The 20466-nt window shown below is 38.8% G+C and carries 22 protein-coding genes and 2 tRNA genes; 11 read left to right on the top strand and 13 right to left on the bottom strand.

All coding sequences use genetic code 11. The features are described 5' to 3' along the window. Window positions 1-605 precede the first annotated feature (605 nt). The 8 genes from I6F40_RS15580 to I6F40_RS15615 all read left to right on the top strand — a co-directional run bounded on the left by I6F40_RS15580 (window position 606) and on the right by I6F40_RS15615 (window position 6636). Window positions 606-1538, top strand: coding sequence for a CHAD domain-containing protein (locus tag I6F40_RS15580; protein ID WP_166378647.1), 933 nt, complete (start codon window positions 606-608; stop codon window positions 1536-1538). Window positions 1539-1564: 26 nt separating this feature from the next. After that, window positions 1565-2464: a DUF350 domain-containing protein gene (locus tag I6F40_RS15585; RefSeq protein ID WP_024589503.1), complete on the top strand. Its 900-nt coding sequence runs from the start codon at window positions 1565-1567 to the stop codon at window positions 2462-2464. Between the two features lie 3 nt (window positions 2465-2467). After that, window positions 2468-4189 (top strand): polyamine aminopropyltransferase, encoded by a 1722-nt coding sequence (locus I6F40_RS15590; RefSeq protein WP_166378645.1) that lies wholly within the window; start codon window positions 2468-2470, stop codon window positions 4187-4189. A 79-nt stretch (window positions 4190-4268) separates the two neighbouring features. Beyond that, window positions 4269-4682, top strand: coding sequence for a YjfI family protein (locus I6F40_RS15595; RefSeq protein WP_004335098.1), 414 nt, complete (start codon window positions 4269-4271; stop codon window positions 4680-4682). A gap of 24 nt (window positions 4683-4706) precedes the next feature. Then, a complete protein-coding gene (locus I6F40_RS15600; protein ID WP_004335088.1) occupies window positions 4707-5399 on the top strand; it encodes a PspA/IM30 family protein in 693 nt (230 codons plus the stop codon). Window positions 5400-5473: 74 nt separating this feature from the next. Beyond that, window positions 5474-6112, top strand: coding sequence for a DUF4178 domain-containing protein (locus tag I6F40_RS15605; protein ID WP_166378643.1), 639 nt, complete (start codon window positions 5474-5476; stop codon window positions 6110-6112). After that, window positions 6109-6435, top strand: coding sequence for a hypothetical protein (locus I6F40_RS15610; RefSeq protein ID WP_010554828.1), 327 nt, complete (start codon window positions 6109-6111; stop codon window positions 6433-6435). Before I6F40_RS15605 ends, I6F40_RS15610 begins: the two co-directional genes overlap by 4 nt. Before the next feature lie 15 nt (window positions 6436-6450). Continuing rightward, entirely contained in the window at window positions 6451-6636 is a 186-nt protein-coding gene (locus I6F40_RS15615) for a hypothetical protein (RefSeq protein WP_024592231.1), read from the top strand. Window positions 6637-6665: 29 nt separating this feature from the next. Here the strand turns inward: I6F40_RS15615 and I6F40_RS15620 are convergent, their stop codons facing one another. The 5 genes from I6F40_RS15620 to I6F40_RS15640 all read right to left on the bottom strand — a co-directional run bounded on the left by I6F40_RS15620 (window position 6666) and on the right by I6F40_RS15640 (window position 9762). Further along, entirely contained in the window at window positions 6666-7067 is a 402-nt protein-coding gene (locus I6F40_RS15620) for a hypothetical protein (RefSeq protein WP_024589501.1), read from the bottom strand. 10 nt (window positions 7068-7077) lie between these two features. Continuing rightward, window positions 7078-7611 (bottom strand): hypothetical protein, encoded by a 534-nt coding sequence (locus I6F40_RS15625; RefSeq protein WP_024592229.1) that lies wholly within the window; start codon window positions 7609-7611, stop codon window positions 7078-7080. Window positions 7612-7721: 110 nt separating this feature from the next. Next, window positions 7722-9098: a class II fumarate hydratase gene (locus I6F40_RS15630; RefSeq protein WP_166378641.1), complete on the bottom strand. Its 1377-nt coding sequence runs from the start codon at window positions 9096-9098 to the stop codon at window positions 7722-7724. 11 nt (window positions 9099-9109) lie between these two features. After that, window positions 9110-9475: a hypothetical protein gene (locus tag I6F40_RS15635; RefSeq protein ID WP_231609379.1), complete on the bottom strand. Its 366-nt coding sequence runs from the start codon at window positions 9473-9475 to the stop codon at window positions 9110-9112. A gap of 101 nt (window positions 9476-9576) precedes the next feature. Beyond that, on the bottom strand, window positions 9577-9762 hold the full coding sequence (locus I6F40_RS15640) for a hypothetical protein (RefSeq protein WP_010554833.1): 186 nt from the start codon (window positions 9760-9762) through the stop codon (window positions 9577-9579). 200 nt (window positions 9763-9962) lie between these two features. Here I6F40_RS15640 and I6F40_RS15645 point away from each other — a divergent pair, with 200 nt between their 5' ends. Beyond that, a complete protein-coding gene (locus I6F40_RS15645) occupies window positions 9963-10553 on the top strand; it encodes a DUF938 domain-containing protein (protein ID WP_166378639.1) in 591 nt (196 codons plus the stop codon). On the opposite strand, the gene I6F40_RS15650 is transcribed toward I6F40_RS15645, so the two are convergent. The 4 genes from I6F40_RS15650 to I6F40_RS15665 all read right to left on the bottom strand — a co-directional run bounded on the left by I6F40_RS15650 (window position 10530) and on the right by I6F40_RS15665 (window position 16314). Then, on the bottom strand, window positions 10530-11669 hold the full coding sequence (locus tag I6F40_RS15650) for a GNAT family N-acetyltransferase (RefSeq protein WP_166378637.1): 1140 nt from the start codon (window positions 11667-11669) through the stop codon (window positions 10530-10532). The two genes, I6F40_RS15645 and I6F40_RS15650, sit on opposite strands and share 24 nt — an antisense overlap. Before the next feature lie 6 nt (window positions 11670-11675). Then, window positions 11676-13076: an alpha/beta hydrolase gene (locus I6F40_RS15655; protein WP_166378635.1), complete on the bottom strand. Its 1401-nt coding sequence runs from the start codon at window positions 13074-13076 to the stop codon at window positions 11676-11678. Continuing rightward, complete coding sequence (locus I6F40_RS15660; protein WP_166378633.1) at window positions 13066-15786, bottom strand: ATP-binding protein; 2721 nt, start codon at window positions 15784-15786, stop codon at window positions 13066-13068. Before I6F40_RS15660 ends, I6F40_RS15655 begins: the two co-directional genes overlap by 11 nt. A gap of 72 nt (window positions 15787-15858) precedes the next feature. After that, complete coding sequence (locus I6F40_RS15665) at window positions 15859-16314, bottom strand: Lrp/AsnC family transcriptional regulator (protein ID WP_007579788.1); 456 nt, start codon at window positions 16312-16314, stop codon at window positions 15859-15861. A gap of 136 nt (window positions 16315-16450) precedes the next feature. Between I6F40_RS15665 and I6F40_RS15670 the strand changes: the two genes are divergently transcribed. After that, window positions 16451-17620, top strand: a complete 1170-nt coding sequence (locus I6F40_RS15670) for a PrnB family protein (protein WP_197193185.1) — start codon at window positions 16451-16453, stop codon at window positions 17618-17620. Window position 17621: 1 nt separating this feature from the next. Next, window positions 17622-18746 carry an aminotransferase class V-fold PLP-dependent enzyme gene (locus I6F40_RS15675; RefSeq protein WP_166378629.1) on the top strand — a complete coding sequence of 375 codons (1125 nt, stop codon included), beginning with the start codon at window positions 17622-17624 and terminating at the stop codon, window positions 18744-18746. On the opposite strand, the gene I6F40_RS15680 is transcribed toward I6F40_RS15675, so the two are convergent. From I6F40_RS15680 to I6F40_RS15695, 4 genes are all read right to left on the bottom strand, one after another. Next, entirely contained in the window at window positions 18730-19218 is a 489-nt protein-coding gene (locus I6F40_RS15680) for a DUF4124 domain-containing protein (RefSeq protein ID WP_007579794.1), read from the bottom strand. The genes I6F40_RS15675 and I6F40_RS15680 overlap by 17 nt on opposite strands. A gap of 491 nt (window positions 19219-19709) precedes the next feature. After that, window positions 19710-19802, bottom strand: a tRNA-Ser gene (locus I6F40_RS15685). Between the two features lie 53 nt (window positions 19803-19855). Next, window positions 19856-19946 (bottom strand) — tRNA-Ser (locus I6F40_RS15690). A 219-nt stretch (window positions 19947-20165) separates the two neighbouring features. Next, window positions 20166-20306, bottom strand: a complete 141-nt coding sequence (locus I6F40_RS15695; protein WP_010554841.1) for a hypothetical protein — start codon at window positions 20304-20306, stop codon at window positions 20166-20168. Window positions 20307-20466 lie beyond the last annotated feature (160 nt).

The following is a 20466-nucleotide window of genomic DNA, read 5'->3' on the forward strand; positions in this document are numbered from 1 at the left end:
TAGCGACTACCGACGTTAAAATCATGAAAAATCTCCGCTCAGCAATGAGTACGCAGCATTTTCACTATGACTCTCCACCGCTGTGGGCACTACGACATCCTACTGCGTAGCGCACCAACTTTAAATTGTAGAAAGCCCGGATCTAACGATTCGGGCTTTTTTACGTCTGCAGAAAAGTAAAATAAGCGTAATTAATGTACACACATCAACACCTAGCACGTAGGTCGGGTGAGCGCCGCGACTCCCTACGCTGAAAGTACCGAAAGTACCCTTATACCAACCTGCATAAATCTTTAATCAATTTAACGAATTAAATTGCACTATACGTCGTTAAAATTTTTTATTTAGAACTACTAGATACAAAAATTTTTGCCTAGTTCTAGCGTAATTTTCTTAACGTTAAATAGACCCCATATATAAGCAGATTGGTATTATAAAGCTTCTACTTCAATTCTAACCTCACGATACGACTCAATATCTTCACTAAATCACAGTCTGATTTAAAAGCTAGCTACTTCTTCTCATTTTGTTGCAATTTCATTCTTGGTTTAATAAGTGACCTGTGTAAAACTACCTCAGTTAATTTAGTAAATCAGGTGACATGAATGTCGAATATTAAAGCTTGGAAACTTATAAGCCTGTTTTGTTTGTTCGCAGTGCTTATGGGTTGTCAATCGAAAGAAGAGCAGCTGCAACAAACAATTCAAGAGTCTATTAAAAAGGTAGATACGGAGCTGTCTCAGCTTGGTACTGCACTCGATAATGGAAGTGTACGCAATGCTGTGTTACTTAAAGAATATGGCGAGCTTCTTAAAAAACAACAACCAGAGCTTACAAAAGTTGTTGATGTAATTACCCTTGATGCAACGCGCCAAGGCGCACTTTATAGTGGCTTAACACAGCGACTTAAAGAGATTAAAGGAACTTACTTAATTCCTCCTTACGAAGATACGTTACATAGCATTGATTTGTTGCGTGATGCATCTAAACCTACGCTATTTTCTGATGCGTTAACCGATCCTATTAATATGCTAGCTGATATGTCCAAAGGCACTTTAGCGCGTGTAGGCGCAATTAGTAAGCAAGCTGAAGGTGAGGGTGTTGGTAACCAAATGGTAGGTAACCCTAACTATGGTAACTGGCAATCAAATAGTAACGGTATTAGCTTTTGGCAATGGTACGGAATGTACCGTATTTTAGGTGATGTATTTGATCGTGTTGAATACGGAAGCTGGAGTAAGCGCCGAAAGTATAGCTATTACAATGACTATGGCCGCTCGCGTTATTCAAGCCCTAAACAAATTAAAACCCAAAGCGCGCTAGAAACACGCACGCGCCAAACATACCAACGCCAAGGTAAGCAGTTTACAAGCCCTTATGCGAGTAAAAAAACAGGTGCATCAGGTTTAAGCCGTAGTAGTTATACGCCAGCAAAAAGCCGCAGTAGTTATTCTCGTTCGAGCAGTTATAGCAATAGCTCAGGATCGGTGCGTGATAGCGGTAGCAGAACCTCTCGTGGCGTGAGCCGTGGTAAGTAAAAGAATAAAGTTGGAGTTAGAATAATATGTATGAATTTAATGGAATAACTATGTGGTCACTGCAAGCGCTGGCGATTGATTTTGCAATTATTGTTTTATTATTTGTAAGCCTTAAATATATAAAAGGCTGGGTTTCAAACTTACATGCAAATGATGAAATAACAGAGCGTGATAACTTTGCTTTTGGTATTAGCTTTGCCGCTGGCTTAGTGGCACTGGCGATTGTATTAACGGGTGTAAGTAGCGGAGCTTTTGCTGCAACACTGCAACAAGAAGCACTACAAATGTTAGCTTATGGCGCATTAGCAATTGTACTTATTAAGTTGGGTCACTTTTTTCAAGATAAAGTAGCTCTTCGTAAAGTAAGCCTGCACGACGAAATCGTTAAAGGTAACGTTACAGCTTCAATAATTGATTTTGGCCATGTTGTCAGTGTTGCTATCGTTATTCGCTCAGCTCTTTTATGGGTGGCTACTGACGGCTGGCATGGTCTTCCAATTGTAATTGCCGCCTTTATTATAGGTAGTGTTGTATTACTACTTGTTAGCCAGTACCGAGTGCAGTTATTTAAGCGTACAAATAAAAGTGGCGACTGCCTACAACAAGCAATTGTTGATGGTAACTTAGCTGTGGGTATTCGTTACGCTGGATTTTTAGTCGGTAGTGCATTAGCTATTACAGCAGCAACGGGTGTTGCACCTTACGCGGCTGATAATATTAATGCGAGTTTACTATACTGGGCTATTAGCGCAGTAGTGAGCCTTGTTGCATTTATTATTTTGCACTTAGTGACAATTAAAATAATTTTATCTGGTTGCGATATTTCCGATGAAGTTAATCGTCAAAAAAATGTAGGTGTAGCTACTATTTCTGCAGCAGTATCATTTGCTGTAGGTATCACTATGGCAACATTACTAGGCGCATAATCAGTGTCATCAACCACAACTAGCCCAAGTAAGTCTCGCTTACTTGGGCACGATATACTACTTATTACTGTTATGGCCGTGCTTGCTGGGTGCGGCCTTATTTATGAATACTTACTGTCTCATTATGCGGGCCGTGTACTTGGCTCGGTAGAGAGCGCTATTTACGCCATGATCGGTACTATGATTGTAGCAATGGGCTTAGGCGCTTTTTTAGCGCGTTGGTTTAAAGATGCATTTACCGCTTTTGCTTGGCTAGAAAGCATTATTGCTTTGGTTGGCATGGGCTGCATTTTAGCGATAGCGGGTGTAATAGCAGTTAGTTATTCTCTTCCTCATTTATTTTCGAGCATTTTTAATTTACCCCCTGATGTTGTACTTAATGGTTACGTATTTCAAAAGCTACAAGAGTGGTCACGTTTTCTACCTTATGTTTTTGGTTTAATACTGGGCTTATTTATTGGTATGGAAATACCGCTTATAGCGCGTATTCGTCAGCATGTTTATGGTCGGTTTTTAGAAAACAACGCAGGGACTATTTATGGTGCCGATTATATTGGTGCTGGTATTGGTGCAGCCATTTGGGTAAGTATCATGCTCTCAATGCCTATAATGCAAGCTGCAGCGTGGACGGCGTTATTTAATATCATTGCGGGGCTCGCGTTTTTATGGCGCTACCATACCCATGTGCGCTTTGCTAAGGCACTTTTAGTTTGCCATATAGTATTACTGGCATTATTTGGCTTTATTTTAGTATTTGGCAGTAGCTGGATGAACAGTCTAAGTAATGTTTTATACAAAGATAAAGTAATTTATTCGCAAGCAACTAAATACCAACACGTAGTTTTAACCGAAAGATTAAGCAAAAACCAACCTCAGCCAATTACCGATTTATATTTAAATGGGCGTTTACAGTTCTCAAGTATTGATGAGCAAATATATCACTCAATGCTGGTTTACCCTGCAATGCTTGCCTCTAACAGACACGACCGTGTATTAATAATTGGTGGTGGTGACGGGCTTGCACTTAGAGATGTTTTAAAGTGGCCTGTAAGTGAAGTAACGCTAATAGATTTAGACGCGCAACTACTCAATTTATTTGGTCATAAAGACGGTGACTTTACGCCGCCAGAGCACATCAATAAGCGATTGCTACAGCTAAACAATAAATCGATGCATGATTCGCGAGCCAACATAATTGTGGGTGATGCATTTTTAGAAGTTGAAAAACTGCTTGATCAATCTAAGCAGTTCGACACTATTTTAATTGATTTACCTGACCCTAATCATCCTGATCTAAATAAAATGTACAGTGACTACTTTTATAATCATGTACGGCAGTTATTAGCACCCGATGGCGCAATGGCGGTTCAATCAACCTCACCTTATCACGCTAAAAAAGCGTTTTTAAGCATTGCTAAAACAGTTAAAGCTGCTGGGTTTGAGTATGTTGAGCAGTATCAGCAAAACATACCTTCTTTTGGGCAGTGGGGCTGGACTATAGCGACTAAAATGGGGCAGTCGGCCAGTGGCCGTATTAATGATGCGACGGCTATGCCTGTGCCATCAAGATGGATTAGTAAAGAATATTTATTGGCAAGTTTTGTATTTCCTAACCACTACTTTGAACAAGTTAAAAGTATTGAGGTCAATAGGTTAGGGTCTGGTCAGTTGTATGATTACTACCGAACTGCATGGCAAATAGAAAGCGAATTGTATAAAAACTAATAAAACATGGTTGACATAATATGTCGACCATGAGAATCTTAACTCAGACATAATATGTCAAACGACAAAAGGCAGAGACATGGAATTAAATGAACTTTCAATAAAATTAGCTTCTTTTGAAACTGAAGGCGCTAACTTTGAGTCTTTCTTGATTGCCAACCCAGGCGAGCAAGATGTTTTACAAGTCATTGTTGATGGAAATGATGAGCTTCCAATTTTTGTTACGCAAACGCAAGAGCAGTTATTATGTATTAGCTACTTGTTTGACGAAGATGAAGTTAAAAGTGAATTACGCAACGAGTTAAACGAAACATTACTACGTTTAAACGTGCCAATTCCACTGAGTGCATTTGCTAAAATCGATAACAAATACGCGATTTTTGGTGCACTGTCGGTAAATTCATCATTGGATGACGTTACCCACGAACTAGTGACATTAGCCGATAACGCTATCGATGCACTAGAAGCCGTGACCTTGTATTTAAACGATTAATAGCTAGTTAGTGGAGTTAAGATTATGAGTATTTTAAAAAAATTATTTACAGCAGTACGTGGCGGCGCTCGTGAAGCAGGCGAAGCAATTGTAGACAAAAATGGCATCCGTATTTTTGAGCAAGAAATTGCAGACGCGCAAAATGCACTTCACCGTGCTAAAAAAAGCCTTACTGAAGTAATGGCCAAAGAAATGCAAACTAAGCGTAAAATTAGCGCTGTAGATGCATCAATCGCTGAACATGAAGCGTATGCAGGCCAAGCTCTTGAAAAGGGCAACGAAGCATTAGCATTAGAAATTGCAGAAAAAATTGGTGACTTTGAAGCTGAAAAAGCTGAAAACGAGCAAGTATTGTCTGGCTTTAGCAATCACATTGTTGCGCTTAAGCAGCAAGTTAAAGATGCTGAAAAATCGATTAAAGAGAATCAGCGTCAGCTTACAATGGTTAAAACCACTGAAAGCGTACAGCAAGCAACAATGGCTGTTAACAGCACGCTTAATACAAACAGCTCGTCTATGACATCGGCTCGTCAATCGCTTGAACGTATTAAACAGCGCCAACAAGATCGAAGTGACCAGCTTGGTGCTGCAAAGCAACTTGAGTCAGACGTAAATGGCGATGACTTAAAAGCAAAAATGGCTGAAGCAGGCATTGGCGACACAAGTCCAAAAAGCGCTGATATTTTAGCTCGCATCAAAGCGAAGCAAAATAGCTAACCATTACGTTTATACTTTAAAAAGGTAACCGAGTTTTTCTCAGTTACCTTTTTTGCTTAGAAGGCAGCCTTCCTATGTTTAATTTTTTCAAATCTAAAAAAGAGCCAGAACGTCAACTTAATCATCCGAGCGATCTTAAAAAAGGCGACATGTTTAGCGTTATTGATTCATTTGCCTATCCTGCATGGTTAAAGGGTGAAACGTTACGTGTTACTGATATTCAGACTTACCAATATCAGCACAGTAGTGATACTGAATTTGTACTTGAGACAAATAGCGGCCAAGTTGTATTTTTACAAATTGAGCAAGATGACGGCGAAGAGTGGGCTAACTTTTCTATTAAAATTCAGCGAAACGAAGTTGAAGAGATATTTAGCCTTGATGAGTTTGCGCGTATTTTTGATGAAGAGTCGTTAACCCACATTACAGTGCAAAATACACCAGAGCGCTTTATGCAGTTTTTAGCTAAAAGCTACCAACAAAGCGAGTCGCCTTATGTGTGTTATTTCCATAATAAAGACTACCGCAACCAAGCATTACCTCGTTATGAGCAAGAAGGTGGTGAGCCATGTGAAATGATTTGCTTAGCGTCAGATAATGAAGGCTTTGGTTTAAATATCGAAATTTGGGATGGCGGCGAAACCGAAGTATCGCTAACGCTCATTCGTCCAATGTCAGACATTGTAGACTTGTTTCCCGGAGATGCTAAGTGAGTGATGCTAAAGATAAGTGGTTACGTCAGGAACAAGCTGTACGTGCCACACAAATGGCATTCGATCTAAGCAGCGAAGTTCAAAAGCTGATAAAAAAGCAGGCAATTGATCAAGAGCTAACGCCGTCAGATATGATCCGAAAAATACTTGGCTTAGACGTAAAGTCTAAAAAAACGCGTCAACGTTTATCGTTTAACTTAAATGATGATGAAATAGCGCAACTAGCCAGTCGCTTTGATGTACAAAGCGATGATAAGCGAGCCGTAAAACAACAAGTAGCTGATTTATTAATAGCTCACACTAAAAATAAAAAAGTGAAATAATTTAATTAGGTTTTTATGAATATTGTTTTAATTGCTTACTTAATTATTTTTGCGTTGTTTGGTACTGCGGCGAGTTATTTTGTACGTTTTATTTATGCATATTGGGTGCTTAAAACAATGCCCATGAAATACATTATTAAAGCTGGTATTTGCGTGGTACTGGTGGTAGTAATTTCAGCGTTAATTCCGTATTTAAGTTAACGCTGAAATTAGCTTATACGCGGCCGTTTTTATTTTATATCAAACGACTGGCATTGGTGGTTAATACACAGCGATTGCACTTCAAGTACAGGAGAACAATCAGTTAAGCCTTGTGCTTTATTTTGTATGTTTTCTTGTTTTGTTATTTGTTGAGCAAGCTGTTCTGCTTCTTCTTGAGATGTGTTTAGCGTTGAATAAACAGCATATTTACTCGGTCCGCCGCATGCGCGGGCGCCCACTTCAAGTACTTTGCACTGAAAGCTTGCAGTGCAGCTGTTATTACTCACCATGTTATTCAGATCATAGTTTAAGTCAGATAAGTTTTTACTTTGCTCATTTGACGTCACAGTACTAGCACAACCACTTAGTAATAAAATGCTGCTAGCAATGCTTAAAATTGATAGTTTAATTGCCGATGGTAAACAACTCATAACGTTATCCTTAAAATGCACTTACCGCTGAGCCTTCAAGTTTAACACATTTATTTTCAACACACTGTGTGCTTGGCGTTGTTAAATGCTGACAAATGCTCATCATCCCTTTTTGTGAATTATAACTACTTTCAAGCTTAGTAATTTTGTCGCTAAGGACAGCTACTTGTTCCTCAGATGCTGCGTTTGTTGAGTACACAACAAAGCTGCTTGGCCCACCACATGCGCGACTGCCTACTGCACTTATTCTGCATTGGGTGCTGGTATCACATTGCTTATCTGTAATTAGCGTATTTAATTCGGTTTTAGCTGTTTTTATATCGTCTATTGAAACGTTTTTTAAATCAGCTTTTGGTATTTTTTCAGCAACTACGTTCTTTTTAGTATTTTCCTGTAATTGAGTGTTTTCTTTTAGCTTTTGTAGCTCTTGCTTTGGTGCTTCAGCTTCTGAGGTGATTGTTACTTGCTGCGTTTCAGTGGGTGCTTTATCTAAGCATGCAGTTAAACACAGTGGTAAAAGTATGGCTAACAATGGGGTACGCATAACAAACCTTGATAGTGATGAAATATTCATCACTATCATACACGGTGCATTTTTTACGGCAATAAAAACTATATTATCAAGTAATTAAAGCCGTGAAAAATACCGTTTTGTTAAAGTCCACCCTGCGTTAGTTTGGTGGGGTTAAGTAGTTTTTCGAGTTCACTGCGTGGTAAATCAGTTTCTTGTTCGGCTACATCAATAATAGGGCGGGCTTCTTTATAAGCCTGCTTTGCTATTTTTGCTGCTTTTTCATAACCTATCACCGGGTTAAGTGCCGTCACTAAAATTGGATTTTTAGCGAGCGCTTTATCTATATTAGGCTGATTTACCTTAAAGCTGGCAATGGCTTTATCGCCCAATGCCTGCGCGCTATTGGCAAGTAATTCTATGCTTTGTAAAATATTATACGCAATGACTGGCAGCATAACGTTTAGCTCAAAATTACCCGCTTGACCTGCTACGGTAATAGTGGCGTCGTTGCCAATAACTTGTGCGCTTACCATGGCTGCGGCTTCTGGTATTACTGGGTTTACCTTACCTGGCATAATGGATGAGCCTGGTTGAAGCGCTTCAAGCTCTATTTCACCTAAACCTGCAAGTGGTCCTGAGTTCATCCAGCGTAGGTCGTTGGCTATTTTCATTTGTGCGACAGCGAGTACTTTTAATTGCCCAGAAAGTGCGACGATGGCGTCTTGTGAACCTATATTATAAAAAAAGTTACTACTGGGCGTAAATCTAATACCTACATTGGCACTCAGATTTTCTGTAAATTTTGCTGCAAATTTAGGGTCGGCATTTATTCCTGTTCCAACGGCTGTACCGCCTTGTGCAAGTTCGCATACACGCTCTAAGCTATGTCTAATTCCTGCTGCGGCATGATTAACTTGTGACTGCCATGCACTTAGTGTTTGATCAAACGTTACAGGCATTGCATCCATTAAATGCGTACGGCCCGTTTTAACTATATGGCCTACTTCAGCTTTTTTCTTTTCCAGGCTTTGCGATAAGTTTTCAAGCGAAGGAAGTAATTCATACACTACATTTATTGCGCTACTGAGTGCGATAGCAGTAGGGACTACATCGTTAGAACTTTGCCCCATGTTTACATCATCATTAGGGTGAATGCTTTCACTGCCTAATCGGCTAGCAAGCGTTGCAATAACTTCGTTGGCATTCATATTTGAGCTTGTGCCTGAACCAGTTTGAAAAATATCAACGGGGAAATGCTCAACATGCTCGCCATCAATGATACTTTGACAAGCTTGCTCAATTGCATCGGCTTTAGCTTTGCTTAAATGGCCTAGCTCACAGTTACTTTGTGCAGCGGCTTGTTTTATATAAGCCAGTGCAGTTATAAATTGCTTTGGCATAGGTAAGCCACTAATGGCAAAATTATTAACCGCTCGCTGTGTTTGCGCCTGATAGAGCGCATCAGTAGGTACTTTTAGTTCGCCCATGCTGTCTGATTCTGTTCTAAAGTTGCTCATAAGTGTGCTCCTTAAAAAGGGTTGAATTCGTGACTAAGAATACGAGCTTCACGCTCAAGTATTAAAAATTGTGCAGTATTGTTATGCACTTTATAAAACCATTTTAGTGCTAATAAAGGTTTGTATAACTGCTCTAAACATTGTTTACGAATAGCATTATGTATAAGAGGGTCGCACATTTTGTTCATAATTTCATGGTGTGTGCGTCTAAGATAAAACTCTTGAAGCAAGGGATTACGTTGTTGCTCAAATTTTTTGGCGACGTTAAGGGCGGTTTCTATGTAATCGGCAACGAGCATGGGTGCATGCAGACCAGGTCTTAAGCAATGGCAAGAGAGTTCTTGATGGTAACGATGCTGGGCATAATTTGAAGACATAAAAAAACCGACTTAAGTTAACGATAATAGTTATCATTACATTTAATCGGTTTCAGTGTAAACAGTTATTATAAAAATTATTTGCGATACTAATTTGAGTTTTAATTGTAGCCAAGAATAAATATCTGATCTGTTTCATGTTTGGTCATCGCCTGTTGATTATGTTTAGGGTGCGAAAGTAAATCGATTACTGTTGCTCTCATATCAACGGCGTAACTATGATCGTCGGTGGTTTTTTCGGTTATAGCAATAGCTGCGTCTACAGCGGTATAAGGGGGTATATGCATAATTTTATCCTTTGAAATTTAATATAAGTTAAACCCTTTAGTGGGTTAGTTATATAAAAGCATATTACGTACCAATCATAATAAATTAGCTCAACCATATGATAGTTATAGTGTTTAAAAATTATCTTTTTTTCATCACGACAAAATAAGCTAAATTTGCTTTACTGTTGTGCATTAATCTACAATTTTGGTGCACAGTAATGACAAAGCCATTTTCACAAGCCTGTGAAAACAATAAAACCCCTATTTTAGAGCAATTAAAGGACGTATTAAAAAATACTAAAACAGTACTCGAAGTTGGCTCAGGAACCGGCCAGCATAGTGTTTTTTTTGCAGAGCAATTACCACATTTACAATGGCATACAAGTGATCGCGCTATAAACCACGAAGGGATTAACTTATGGCACCGCGAAGCTAATTTAACTAATTTGCATGCACCTCTTGAGCTTGATTTAAATAATGAGTGGCCAGTAGATAAGGTTGACGCTATTTATACTGCAAACACATTTCATATTGTAAGTTGGCAATTAGTTGAGCGTTTTTTTGACGGTGTTAAACGCCACTTAAATAGCGACGGTATGTTGTGTATTTATGGGCCATTCAAATACCAAGGTGAATTTACCAGCCCAAGTAATGATGACTTTAGTGCCTTTTTAAAAGAGCGCGATCCGTTAAGTGGAATAAGAGATTTTGAAGCAGTTGAACAACTAGCTAAGCAAGCAGGGCTTACGCTTATTAGCGATACAGCCATGCCTGCAAATAATCAGTTACTCGTTTTTAAACGGCAGTAATGAGCTACATTGCTCTTTATATATATCAATATGGCCGCGTTCACGCTTTAAGTAGTCGCTTATTGCATTACTGAAGTCGCCATCAACAATATGGTGAGCAGAGTAGGTAAGCACGGGTTCAAATCCGCGTGCTATTTTGTGCTCACCTTGTGCACCAGAATGAAAACAGTTGAGTTTATGCTTTATTGCAAACTCAATACCTTGGTAATAACACAATTCAAAGTGCAGCGAATCTACTTCCTCACTTGCTCCCCAGTAGCGCCCATAAAGCGTATTTTTACCTACTAAACTAAGTGTTGCAGCAATCACGTTATCGTCTTTTTTGGCCAGCATAATAACGAGACTGTTAGCCATTAAGGCATGTAAAAGCGTAAAAAACTCCATATTTAAATAGCCCAAATGACCAGAGCGCTTTAAGTAGGTGCGCTGATAAAACTCACAAAACAATTGCATTATCTCGGGCGTAATTTGCGTTCCTTGCAGCCATTCAATATCAATGTTCTGTTGCGCTATTTTAGCTCGCTCTTTTTTAAGGGATTTACGTTTGCGTGAGCTAAGTATTTGCAAAAAGTCGTCAAAGGTTTCAAAACCTTTATTAAACCACTGAAACTGCACACCCACTCTTAGCATGGCGTGTTGCTCAGTTAATGATGTTGCTTGAGCTTGATCGCAAAAGTTAACATGCCATCCCGACCATCCTTGCTGAGCACTGTGTAAGCTAAGTTGCTCTGTAATGTACTGATATACCGTATTTGGGTTAGCGTGCTCGATAGCAATACGCTTGCCTTCAATAGGGCTAAAGGGAATGCCAGATAGCCACTTGGGATAATATTCTAAACCGTGTTTTTCGTATGCCTCAGCCCATGCCCAGTCAAATACATACTCGCCGTATGAATGACTTTTTAAATACCCGGGTGCAAGTGCAACGAGCGTATCATTTTCAAAAATAGCGAGGTGATGGGGCTGCCAACCGCTTTTTTGTGTTACGCATTGGCTTTGTTCAAGGGCATATAAAAAAGCATGTTGAGTAAATGGTTCATCACCAAATAAACGTTGCCACTGCGCCTGATCAATCTCATTAATACTGCTAAACCATTGGTGCGAAAACGTTCCCATGACTACTTACCTTGTAGTTGTTCTAAGCTGTTCTACGTTTTTAATAAACGTACTAATTTGCATTTTAAGCTCGGTAAAATGAGGATTATAAGTTAAGCGCTGTAAAGCCGGATAGTGTTTTAAGTTGGCGCTTGTATGCTCTCCTAGTTGTGGGTTTTTAGTTGTTTTACATGTTTTATATAGGGACTCGTCGTTAATAAAGCTGCCACAATTGCGATAAGTTGCGTTAATTCCATAATGTGGATTTTGCGGTGAGTTAACAACAGCAATATGCGATATACCATGAACCTTTTTACATTGAGGTGTTGTGCATTGCGGATTATTTACTGTGTAGTCACTAGCAAAGTCTGGCGGTAAAATATCAGTGCTTCCATAAAGTACTAAAGTATCGAGCGGTTTATATTCGGTTGAATTACCTTGGTGTAATGCACTTAATAATTTTAGCGTGGCACGCGTATCTATCGTGGTATCAATGTCGGAAAGTACACTAAAAATAGGCAATTTAAGTGCAGGGCGTTTGTTTAAACTACTTACGCTTGCAAGTGACATTGCATCGTATGAAGCGGCAGCTGCATTTAAAGAAAATGATTCATACTTAGCAAAGTCTACATCGGCGTCTTTATCAATCCAATTAACAAAGGGTATGGCATCAATCCACTTTGCTATCCAGCCGTACTTATTATGTGGCTCGGAGCCTGGCGAATAAAGCATAAGCGCTTTAATTTTAGGGGATACAGTGTGTTTGGTTGCGTAATCAATAAGTAACGCTGCACCGGTAGAGTAACCTGCGAGTATCACCTCATCAAAGTCTTGTACGGAGCGTTCAATACCGTATTTTATTGCTTGTTGCCATTGGCTAACGTCTACATTGAGTAACGCACTTGCGGCGCTTCCATGTCCTGGTAATAAAATAGTACGCACAGTATAGCCTTGCTGATAATACACTTGTGCTAAATCGTGATACGTAAAGGGTGAATCAGTTAGCCCGTGGATTAGTAGTGCAACTTTATTACTGTTTGGATGCGTGAGCTCAAAAGGAGCAATAATATCTGCAATAGTAGGGTCAGGTTTTCGCGTACCTTGTGTTACTAATTGCTGATAGGTTTGTGTAATAACAGGGCATGGCATATTTGCACGTGGATTGGCTTTATTTATATGTTTATATGCAAAATCTAAGTAATCGTTAAATGGCAAAAGGGCGTGGTAATTAAAGCGCTGGTGGTTGTGCTCATTTTCAAAGCGTAATAAGCCTTGTTGCTTACTTTTTGTTATAAATTTAAAGTTGCTCGCCTGCGATATACAGTTTTGAGCGACAGCTGTATGAGAAAAAACACTTAAAACAAAACCAAAAGCTACTCTTAAAAATACTCTTAAAACTATTCTTAAAATTAAACCACTATTGTTCATTAACTTCTGCATATTGGACAAGACACTCGGTTAGCTTAATGAGTTCAAGCGGTTTTGCAAGATGTTGATTAAATCCAACTGCTTGTGCATGTGCTTTATCCTCTGGCATTACGTCGGCAGTTAAAGCAATAATCGGGAGTTCTTGTTTGGTTTTAAACTGCCGAATCAGTGCAGTTGCTCTATAGCCATCCATTATAGGCATTTGGCAATCCATAAGGACTAAATCAAAATGTTGTTTTTTCACTATATCGACCGCCAACTCACCGTTTTCTATCATATACGGCACAATCCCTAACGAGCCAAGCATCGCTTTAATAACCATTTGATTTACTGGGTTATCCTCTGCGACCAAAATGTCTAGCGAAGTAATATTAGTATTATCAAATGTAATAACATGTTCTTTTTTAGGTTCTGTTGTTTCTAATCGCATTGAAAATGTAAAAGTAGAGCCTTTATCTATTTCACTTTTAAGGGCTATTTCTCCCCCCATTAATTGGCTTAGCTCTTTTGCTATTGTTAAGCCAAGCCCTGTACCGCCAAACTGCCTTGAGGTAGAGCTATCAGCTTGGGTAAATGCGTTAAATAATTTTTTATGCTGGCTTGGTTTTATACCTATTCCGGTATCACTAACGTTTATAACAAGCTGTACTTTATTGGCGGCAGTAAACTCTGTTTCTATGTTTAAAGTAACGCTGCCTTGGCTTGTAAATTTAATCGCGTTACTACATAAATTAAGTAATACCTGCTCAATTCGCATAGGATCACCAATAAACCAGGTATTTAAAGGTAGCTTTGAGTTAACTTGCCAGTTAATACCTTTGTTAAGTGCGCTTTGTTCAAACATATTGTCTATGCGTGTTATTAAGGCACCTAGGTCGAATGCAATAGATTCAATAACTAACTTTTGGGATTCTATTTTTGATATATCAAGAATGTCATTAATTAAGTTTAATAAACTTTTAGATGATGAGTTTATTTTATCTAAATAGCCAATGAGTGTACTTGCACTGTCTGTTTCTCGAGCAAGTGAAGAAAAACCAATAACGGCGTTTAATGGTGTACGTATTTCGTGGCTCATATTCGCTAAAAATTGGCTTTTAGCCTGATTAGCTAAATCAGACTGCTGCTTTGCTTGTGCGAGTGAGTGTGTACGCTCAGCAACTTGACGTGTAAGTGCAATTTGTTGCTGATTAAACAGCAGTAAAACCATTAAAATTAAAGAACATACGGCAACTTGGAGTATGAGCAATAATAGAGTTAGTTGGCTATTATGTTGTGTTAAAAAGCTTTCTTTAAGGGCTAGTTTTACAATCCATTTTTGCCCTGCAAAGTCCACGTCAAACGACATTAAACGGCTACCTTTGGCTTGCTGAACATCTTGAGAGTAATTACTATAAAACGGCGGTGTGTTTGTATCTTCGTATATACCAATCGAAAACATATCAGACTGTTCTTTAGAAATGGCCTGCTCAATAATACTACGCACTAAAAATATACCAGTGGCATAGCCTTTAATTGTTTTTTCATCGTTATATTGAGAGTACACAGGGGCAAATAATAAATAGGCTGGTTTAGGTTGTTTGGTTTGCACCAACTGAATTATTTTAGTTCCGACTGGCATGTACTTTATAGCGGGGTTAAGCAGAGAGTTTTTTCGATCAGGGTTTGAAAATACATTAAAGCCAATCGCTTTTTGATTACCATTAAAAGGAGCTATGTATTTTACTATAACAAGGGGATCGTTAATTTCAAGAGGTTCGCCAACTATATCAATATCTAAATGGTAAATGTTTGATATTTCTTGAGCAAAGACTTCGCATTGATCTTGAGGTATTTTTGCATTCCACGATAAAGCGTTAATAAACTCGTATTGAGTTAGTAACTGACTAGCATAAGAATAAAAATCTTGCTGGCTCAGCATGGGAGATGATTGAACCTGACTTGCTAAGCTCTGCACTGCAATAATACTGCGATTTGTATATCTATAAAGGCTGTTTTCTATAACGTGGACTTCACGTTCGGCAATTTTAATAGTGCTTATACGATTTTCCTGATCGTATAATTGTGTTGTTACCGCGACTGATAAAAATAAAACTGAGCATACTGCAATTGTCGGAAATGCCGATATAGTATGTTGATTAGACTTTTGTGGTAATAAAGAAAGTAAAAACGGAGTCGCAATTAATACCCCTAATGTATCGCCAAGCCACCAGTAAATAACATTATTCCAATGATTATCAATACTGTAAATTGAGTTAAATTGACTCAGTGCGAATACGCCAAAGTTAGCTGAAATTAAGCTGACCAATATGGCTATGACTAAAATAAAGTAAATTATATTCTTGCGCTTTTTAAAGCGCAGCGGGTGACCAAGCCAATACTTTAAAAGAGCTGCGCCGACCATTGCCTGTATAACAACACCAAAGGCGATATACATTGCCTCGTTGAATGAGTTGCCGACCAGGACTAGCTCATGAGCTGAACTGTCAAAAATATTTAGGTTAAACGCAATTGCAGCTACAAATAAAGGCGGGATAAAGCGCCACCACCAAATATAACAACCGACTAGAGCTATGCCGGCAGGTAACCAAATTGGAATTATTTGCGAGTTAAAAGCAAGTTTAGTGAGTGCTATGCCGACTAAAAAATATGCTAAAGCAAACATAATGTAAAAAATAATGGAATGATTTTTAGAGTTAAAATTTTTCACATAAGGTCCAAGCAATTATTATTATCGTTTTGAAATATCAGTATAGCTAACAGTAAGTTATTTTGGTTATTTTTATAATGGTAACTGTTTTTTGCTAAATGACTGCTTTAACACGACTGTTGATTCTATATTTGCAATACAACTTAAACTACCTAGTTGATGTTTTACAAACGTTTCGTAGCTCTCAAGATCATGTGCAATGATTTTTAATAAATAATCATAGCTTCCTGATATTACACAACACTCTAATACATGTGGTAATTTTTCTACATGTTGCTCAAATTGCTCTGCAGCACTTACCGAGTTTTGGCTTAATCGCACAAACGCATATACCAACACATTAAGGTTAAGTGCTTTAGGATTTATGGCGGCGTGGTAGCCGGTAATAATGTTTTCTTGCTCTAACTTTTTTATACGCCTTAGGCAAGGTGTATCCGATAGGTTAATACTGCTGGCCAAGTCTGAAACCGACATACGAGCTTGGCTTTGCAGTGCAATGAGTAATTGCTGATCTTTTTTATCTAACATAGTTGTCGGCTTTTATTAATTATTTTTATATTTGTAGTGATTATTGCTAAGTATTGCAGTTTTTACTAATTTTTTTGGCGTTTTACCCTCATTGAACTCTGTTAGCATTTAACTATAAAAATAATAGAGCACACCAATGAACACACATACCGCTATTTTCGATCACTGGATACGAACAGAGTTTGTCACTTTAAATAGTGAATTAGAGCAGCTTTATTGGCAGCAAACCGATAAAGCCAATGTAGAAGGGGTAGGCGAGGCCTTAAAGCAACAATTAGAAAAAGAAGGCAACGTATTAATTAGCAATTTATTAGCCGAGGGAAACACAGATCAAGGCTTTGATAGTGCTTTTGACTTACTCGGTAACGTAGGATTATTTATGGCAGCGTGTAGGCGCCATGAAATTACCGAACCAAGCAGAGAAACCAGCTCCCCACTAATAGATGCTTCAGCGCTTGCTATGCATATAGGCGCATCGATTGGCGTAACTCCTCGTTTTGCTACCGCCCACTTAACTACTCATAACAAAGCACTTAACGGTATTTATAAACGATTTACTAATTTACCCGACGAAAAGCTATTTCTTGATTATAACACTCAAGGCATTTTGGCCTACAAACGGGCAAGTGATGCATTATTAAAAATATTACCACTGGGGATTTCGCATCCTTTATGTGGTGAGTTATTAAAAGTAGCTAAACAGGCACTTATAAATGTAATTGAGGCAAACAATGCACTTTATTCTGAGCTCGATACAGATCGCTTTTTTAACTGTGTTCGCCCTTATTATAAACCGTACCGTGTAGGTAAAGAGGTTTACAGAGGCGCAAATGCTGGTGACTTTGCAGGTATTAACGTGATTGATATGCTGTTAGGGCTGTGTAGTGCAAACGAGCCTAGTTACTCGCAAATGCTGGTGGATAAGTTTTTATATATGATGCCAGAGGATCAACAAACCCTGCGAGAAGCCATGCGTATGCAAAGCTTTATGGATGACTTTTTACAAGCAGAGCAACATAAAAATACAGATTGGTTTAAAAGCCACGCAACGTTATTTATCCAAGTGTGTAAATTACATGGTGACACCGCAGTCGGTCATCATAATCAACTGGTTGAAAAGTTTATTGCTCAGCCTTCAAAAAATATGCAACAGCAGCATATGAGCAAGGTAACAGCAAGTGGTCCGCCGCTTCATGTGTTGCTTGATTCGCTCGAAAAATTAAGAGATAGGCGAGCCAGCGCAAAACGCGACGATATAAAAACACGTTTTGATGATCTAAATACACTTAAAGAATGGGTTAAATAGCATGCTTAAAAATGATTTTTGTATGGCCGATGGCTGTTATTTACTAAACCACTCGGTAGGGCGTCCTCTTAAAAATACGCAGCAATATTTAGCAGAGCGCTATTTTTTACCGTGGGAGAGCTCAAATCAAGAACCTTGGCAGCAATGGCTGCCCGCAGTTGAGCAATTTACTACCGCACTTGGTAAGTTATTTAATGCGCCTAGTTCGCAGTTTTGCCCTCAAGTTAATTTATCAAGTGGCTTAACAAAGTTGCTTATGTCGCACCCTCGGTTACAGCAAAAAAATTGCAAAGTGCTAATGGCGCAAAGTGATTTTCCGAGCATGGGTTTTGCAATGCAAAAAGCATTGCCAGAGTGCGCACAAATTATGTTTATACCAGAGCACGAAAACCTAACTGATATTAGTGTTTGGCAGCGTTATATAACTTGTGATATCGATTTAGTTTTTATAAGCCATGTGTATTCAAATACAGGTGTACAGGCGCCTGTATACGATATTGTAGCTATAAGTAAATTAACCAATAGCTTGTCAATAATTGATGTTGCTCAATCAGCGGGTGTGATACCGCTTGATTTAAGCGTACTCGATGCTGACTTTATGATTGGCTCGAGCGTTAAATGGTTATGTGGTGGCCCAGGTGCAGCTTATTTATGGGTTAACAAAAACCAAATAGAGTATTGTGAGCCTAAAGATGTGGGTTGGTTTTCGCATCAAAATCCATTTGAGTTCAATATAAACCACTTTGAATATAACGCCAGTGCGCTCAAATTTTGGGGGGGCACTCCCTCTGTAGCACCTTATATTATTGCCGCAAATAGCATTGCTTACTTTGCAGAGCTAACTGCTCACAAGGTAAGGGTGCATAACTTAGCTATGCTTACGCTTATTCATGAGCAACTAGGCAAATATGTTGCATCACCTATGAGTAGTGATAAATGCAGCGGGACAGTTATTTTGTTTTTTAACAAGCAGCAAGACCATGTACTTACAGCGCTTAATAAAGCGAAAGTCAGTGTAGATGCCCGTAAATTTGGGATACGAGTATCGCCACATATTTATAATACTCAAGAAGACGTTGCGCAGTTTATTTCTATAGTAAAACGAGCGCTTAAGGGTTTTGGCTAAGCTGCTGCTTTCTTTGTTTTAATGACTCTATTTTTTGCTGCGTTTGATTAATTGATGCGTCGTAAGCTTGCTTTAACGAATTTGTTTTAGTTGCGATAGCATCAGCAATAGACGAAGCGCCTAAACGATTGGCTTTATCTTGAGTCATGTAATCTATTTGCTGTTTTTTAGCTGCGTATTCTTTTTGGCTTTGTGCAATAGATAGCTCAAGGCGCTTTATTTCACGTTCTATTTGTTGAACTTCTAAGTAGTCATCCACAGAGGTGTCGGTAATACCTTTACCGGGTGTAGAGCTTTTGTATGCTTCAATTACGTTTATATCTTTAAGAGTAATAACTTGTGCATCTTTAGCGCAAGGCGTTTGGCTAAAGGTAGGAACGCCCTTAATTACACACTTATACACTGTTGTACTTTGTGCCAAGGTAAAAAATGGTGCTGCCGCGCAAACTGATAGCAATATGAACCGGATCATAGCTAAACCTAAAGTGGCTAAAGTTGTGTTAATAATGCCCTAAGTTATTACTAGGCACAATTTGTTTAGTTTTTATAATTTTTAGGCACAAAAAAACCACAATTAAGTGGTTTAAATTAAGTATGGTCCAGAGGGAGGGATAGATTTGCTTACATCCATATAATCAATCGCTACGCGACGCTTGCAGCGGCCTAAAATGTTCCAGACATTTTGTCGAACCCTGTCGAGGGTTCTCACCCTCCCAATTTTGTACTGGTGTTAAATTTTAGGCACAAAAAAAACCACAATCAAGTGGTTTAAATTAAGTATGGTGGAGAGGGAGGGATAGACTTGCTTACATCCATGTAATCAATCGCTGCGCGACGCTTGCAGCGGCCCAAAATGTTCCAGACATTTTGTCGAACCCTGTCGAGGGTTCTCACCCTCCCAATTTAGTATCGGTGTTAAATTTTAGGCACAAAAAACCACAATCAAGTGGTTTAAATTAAGTATGGTGGAGAGGGAGGGATTCGAACCCTCGATAGAGCTACAAACTCTATACTCCCTTAGCAGGGGAGCTCCTTCGGCCACTCGGACACCTCTCCAACGCATAACCGTTTGTATTGATGGAAGTAAAAAAAAGCCACCAATTAAAATATGGTGGAGAGATAGGGATTTGAACCCTAGATGGGCTATAAACCCATGCCGGTTTTCAAGACCGGTGCATTCGACCACTCTGCCATCTCTCCGTGACGCAGAATAATACTTAGGTGATACCGCTGTGTAAATAGCAAAATGACTGTTTGCCTAAAAAATGTACGTAAATGAGGTTTTTTTTGTAAATAAGGGGAAATTAAGGCAATTTTTAATAAAATAAATAGGTTGCAGCAAACAAGGGGGAGCTAAATAAGTGACTTCATTTAGTGGTTGAGTGTTCGCTGCACCGAAAAATAATCATGGTTGGGTGATTATTTATATTGAGCTGCGCCGCTAAGTGCTAGTCTTTTACCAATAGTGTTAAGTCTAGCTAACATTCTTGCTTTACGGTTAGTTGGTTTAACTGCTACTTGAGCTGCTGCTGTTTGATTTAATGTGTTAATTGGTTTCATTATTTTGCTCCGGGTTGTATATGTTGAAATCGCGTGCATTTTGCACGTTGTTTGATTAAAAAGACAACGATAAAAATTGAGCCTGACGGATTAGTTAAACTAATCCTTATTGATTTTATTAACGTGCGGTTCAGTGTTTTTTATTATGGTTTTTGCATAA

Source organism: Pseudoalteromonas sp. SWXJ133, from assembly GCF_015864365.1.
GTDB lineage: Bacteria > Pseudomonadota > Gammaproteobacteria > Enterobacterales > Alteromonadaceae > Pseudoalteromonas > Pseudoalteromonas arctica.

What these genes read in the sequence shown, in the direction of transcription:
- I6F40_RS15580 (WP_166378647.1), top strand. Translation starts at nt 606, where the DNA reads ATGTCGAATATTAAAGCTTGGAAACTTATAAGCCTGTTTTGTTTGTTC.
- I6F40_RS15585 (WP_024589503.1), top strand. Translation starts at nt 1,565, where the DNA reads ATGTATGAATTTAATGGAATAACTATGTGGTCACTGCAAGCGCTGGCG.
- I6F40_RS15595 (WP_004335098.1), top strand. Translation starts at nt 4,269, where the DNA reads ATGGAATTAAATGAACTTTCAATAAAATTAGCTTCTTTTGAAACTGAA.
- I6F40_RS15600 (WP_004335088.1), top strand. Translation starts at nt 4,707, where the DNA reads ATGAGTATTTTAAAAAAATTATTTACAGCAGTACGTGGCGGCGCTCGT.
- I6F40_RS15605 (WP_166378643.1), top strand. Translation starts at nt 5,474, where the DNA reads ATGTTTAATTTTTTCAAATCTAAAAAAGAGCCAGAACGTCAACTTAAT.
- I6F40_RS15615 (WP_024592231.1), top strand. Translation starts at nt 6,451, where the DNA reads ATGAATATTGTTTTAATTGCTTACTTAATTATTTTTGCGTTGTTTGGT.
- I6F40_RS15620 (WP_024589501.1), bottom strand. Translation starts at nt 7,067, where the DNA reads ATGAGTTGTTTACCATCGGCAATTAAACTATCAATTTTAAGCATTGCT.
- I6F40_RS15625 (WP_024592229.1), bottom strand. Translation starts at nt 7,611, where the DNA reads ATGCGTACCCCATTGTTAGCCATACTTTTACCACTGTGTTTAACTGCA.
- I6F40_RS15630 (WP_166378641.1), bottom strand. Translation starts at nt 9,098, where the DNA reads ATGAGCAACTTTAGAACAGAATCAGACAGCATGGGCGAACTAAAAGTA.
- I6F40_RS15635 (WP_231609379.1), bottom strand. Translation starts at nt 9,475, where the DNA reads ATGTCTTCAAATTATGCCCAGCATCGTTACCATCAAGAACTCTCTTGC.
- I6F40_RS15640 (WP_010554833.1), bottom strand. Translation starts at nt 9,762, where the DNA reads ATGCATATACCCCCTTATACCGCTGTAGACGCAGCTATTGCTATAACC.
- I6F40_RS15645 (WP_166378639.1), top strand. Translation starts at nt 9,963, where the DNA reads ATGACAAAGCCATTTTCACAAGCCTGTGAAAACAATAAAACCCCTATT.
- I6F40_RS15650 (WP_166378637.1), bottom strand. Translation starts at nt 11,669, where the DNA reads ATGGGAACGTTTTCGCACCAATGGTTTAGCAGTATTAATGAGATTGAT.
- I6F40_RS15655 (WP_166378635.1), bottom strand. Translation starts at nt 13,076, where the DNA reads ATGAACAATAGTGGTTTAATTTTAAGAATAGTTTTAAGAGTATTTTTA.
- I6F40_RS15665 (WP_007579788.1), bottom strand. Translation starts at nt 16,314, where the DNA reads ATGTTAGATAAAAAAGATCAGCAATTACTCATTGCACTGCAAAGCCAA.
- I6F40_RS15670 (WP_197193185.1), top strand. Translation starts at nt 16,451, where the DNA reads ATGAACACACATACCGCTATTTTCGATCACTGGATACGAACAGAGTTT.
- I6F40_RS15675 (WP_166378629.1), top strand. Translation starts at nt 17,622, where the DNA reads ATGCTTAAAAATGATTTTTGTATGGCCGATGGCTGTTATTTACTAAAC.
- I6F40_RS15680 (WP_007579794.1), bottom strand. Translation starts at nt 19,218, where the DNA reads ATGATCCGGTTCATATTGCTATCAGTTTGCGCGGCAGCACCATTTTTT.
- I6F40_RS15695 (WP_010554841.1), bottom strand. Translation starts at nt 20,306, where the DNA reads ATGAAACCAATTAACACATTAAATCAAACAGCAGCAGCTCAAGTAGCA.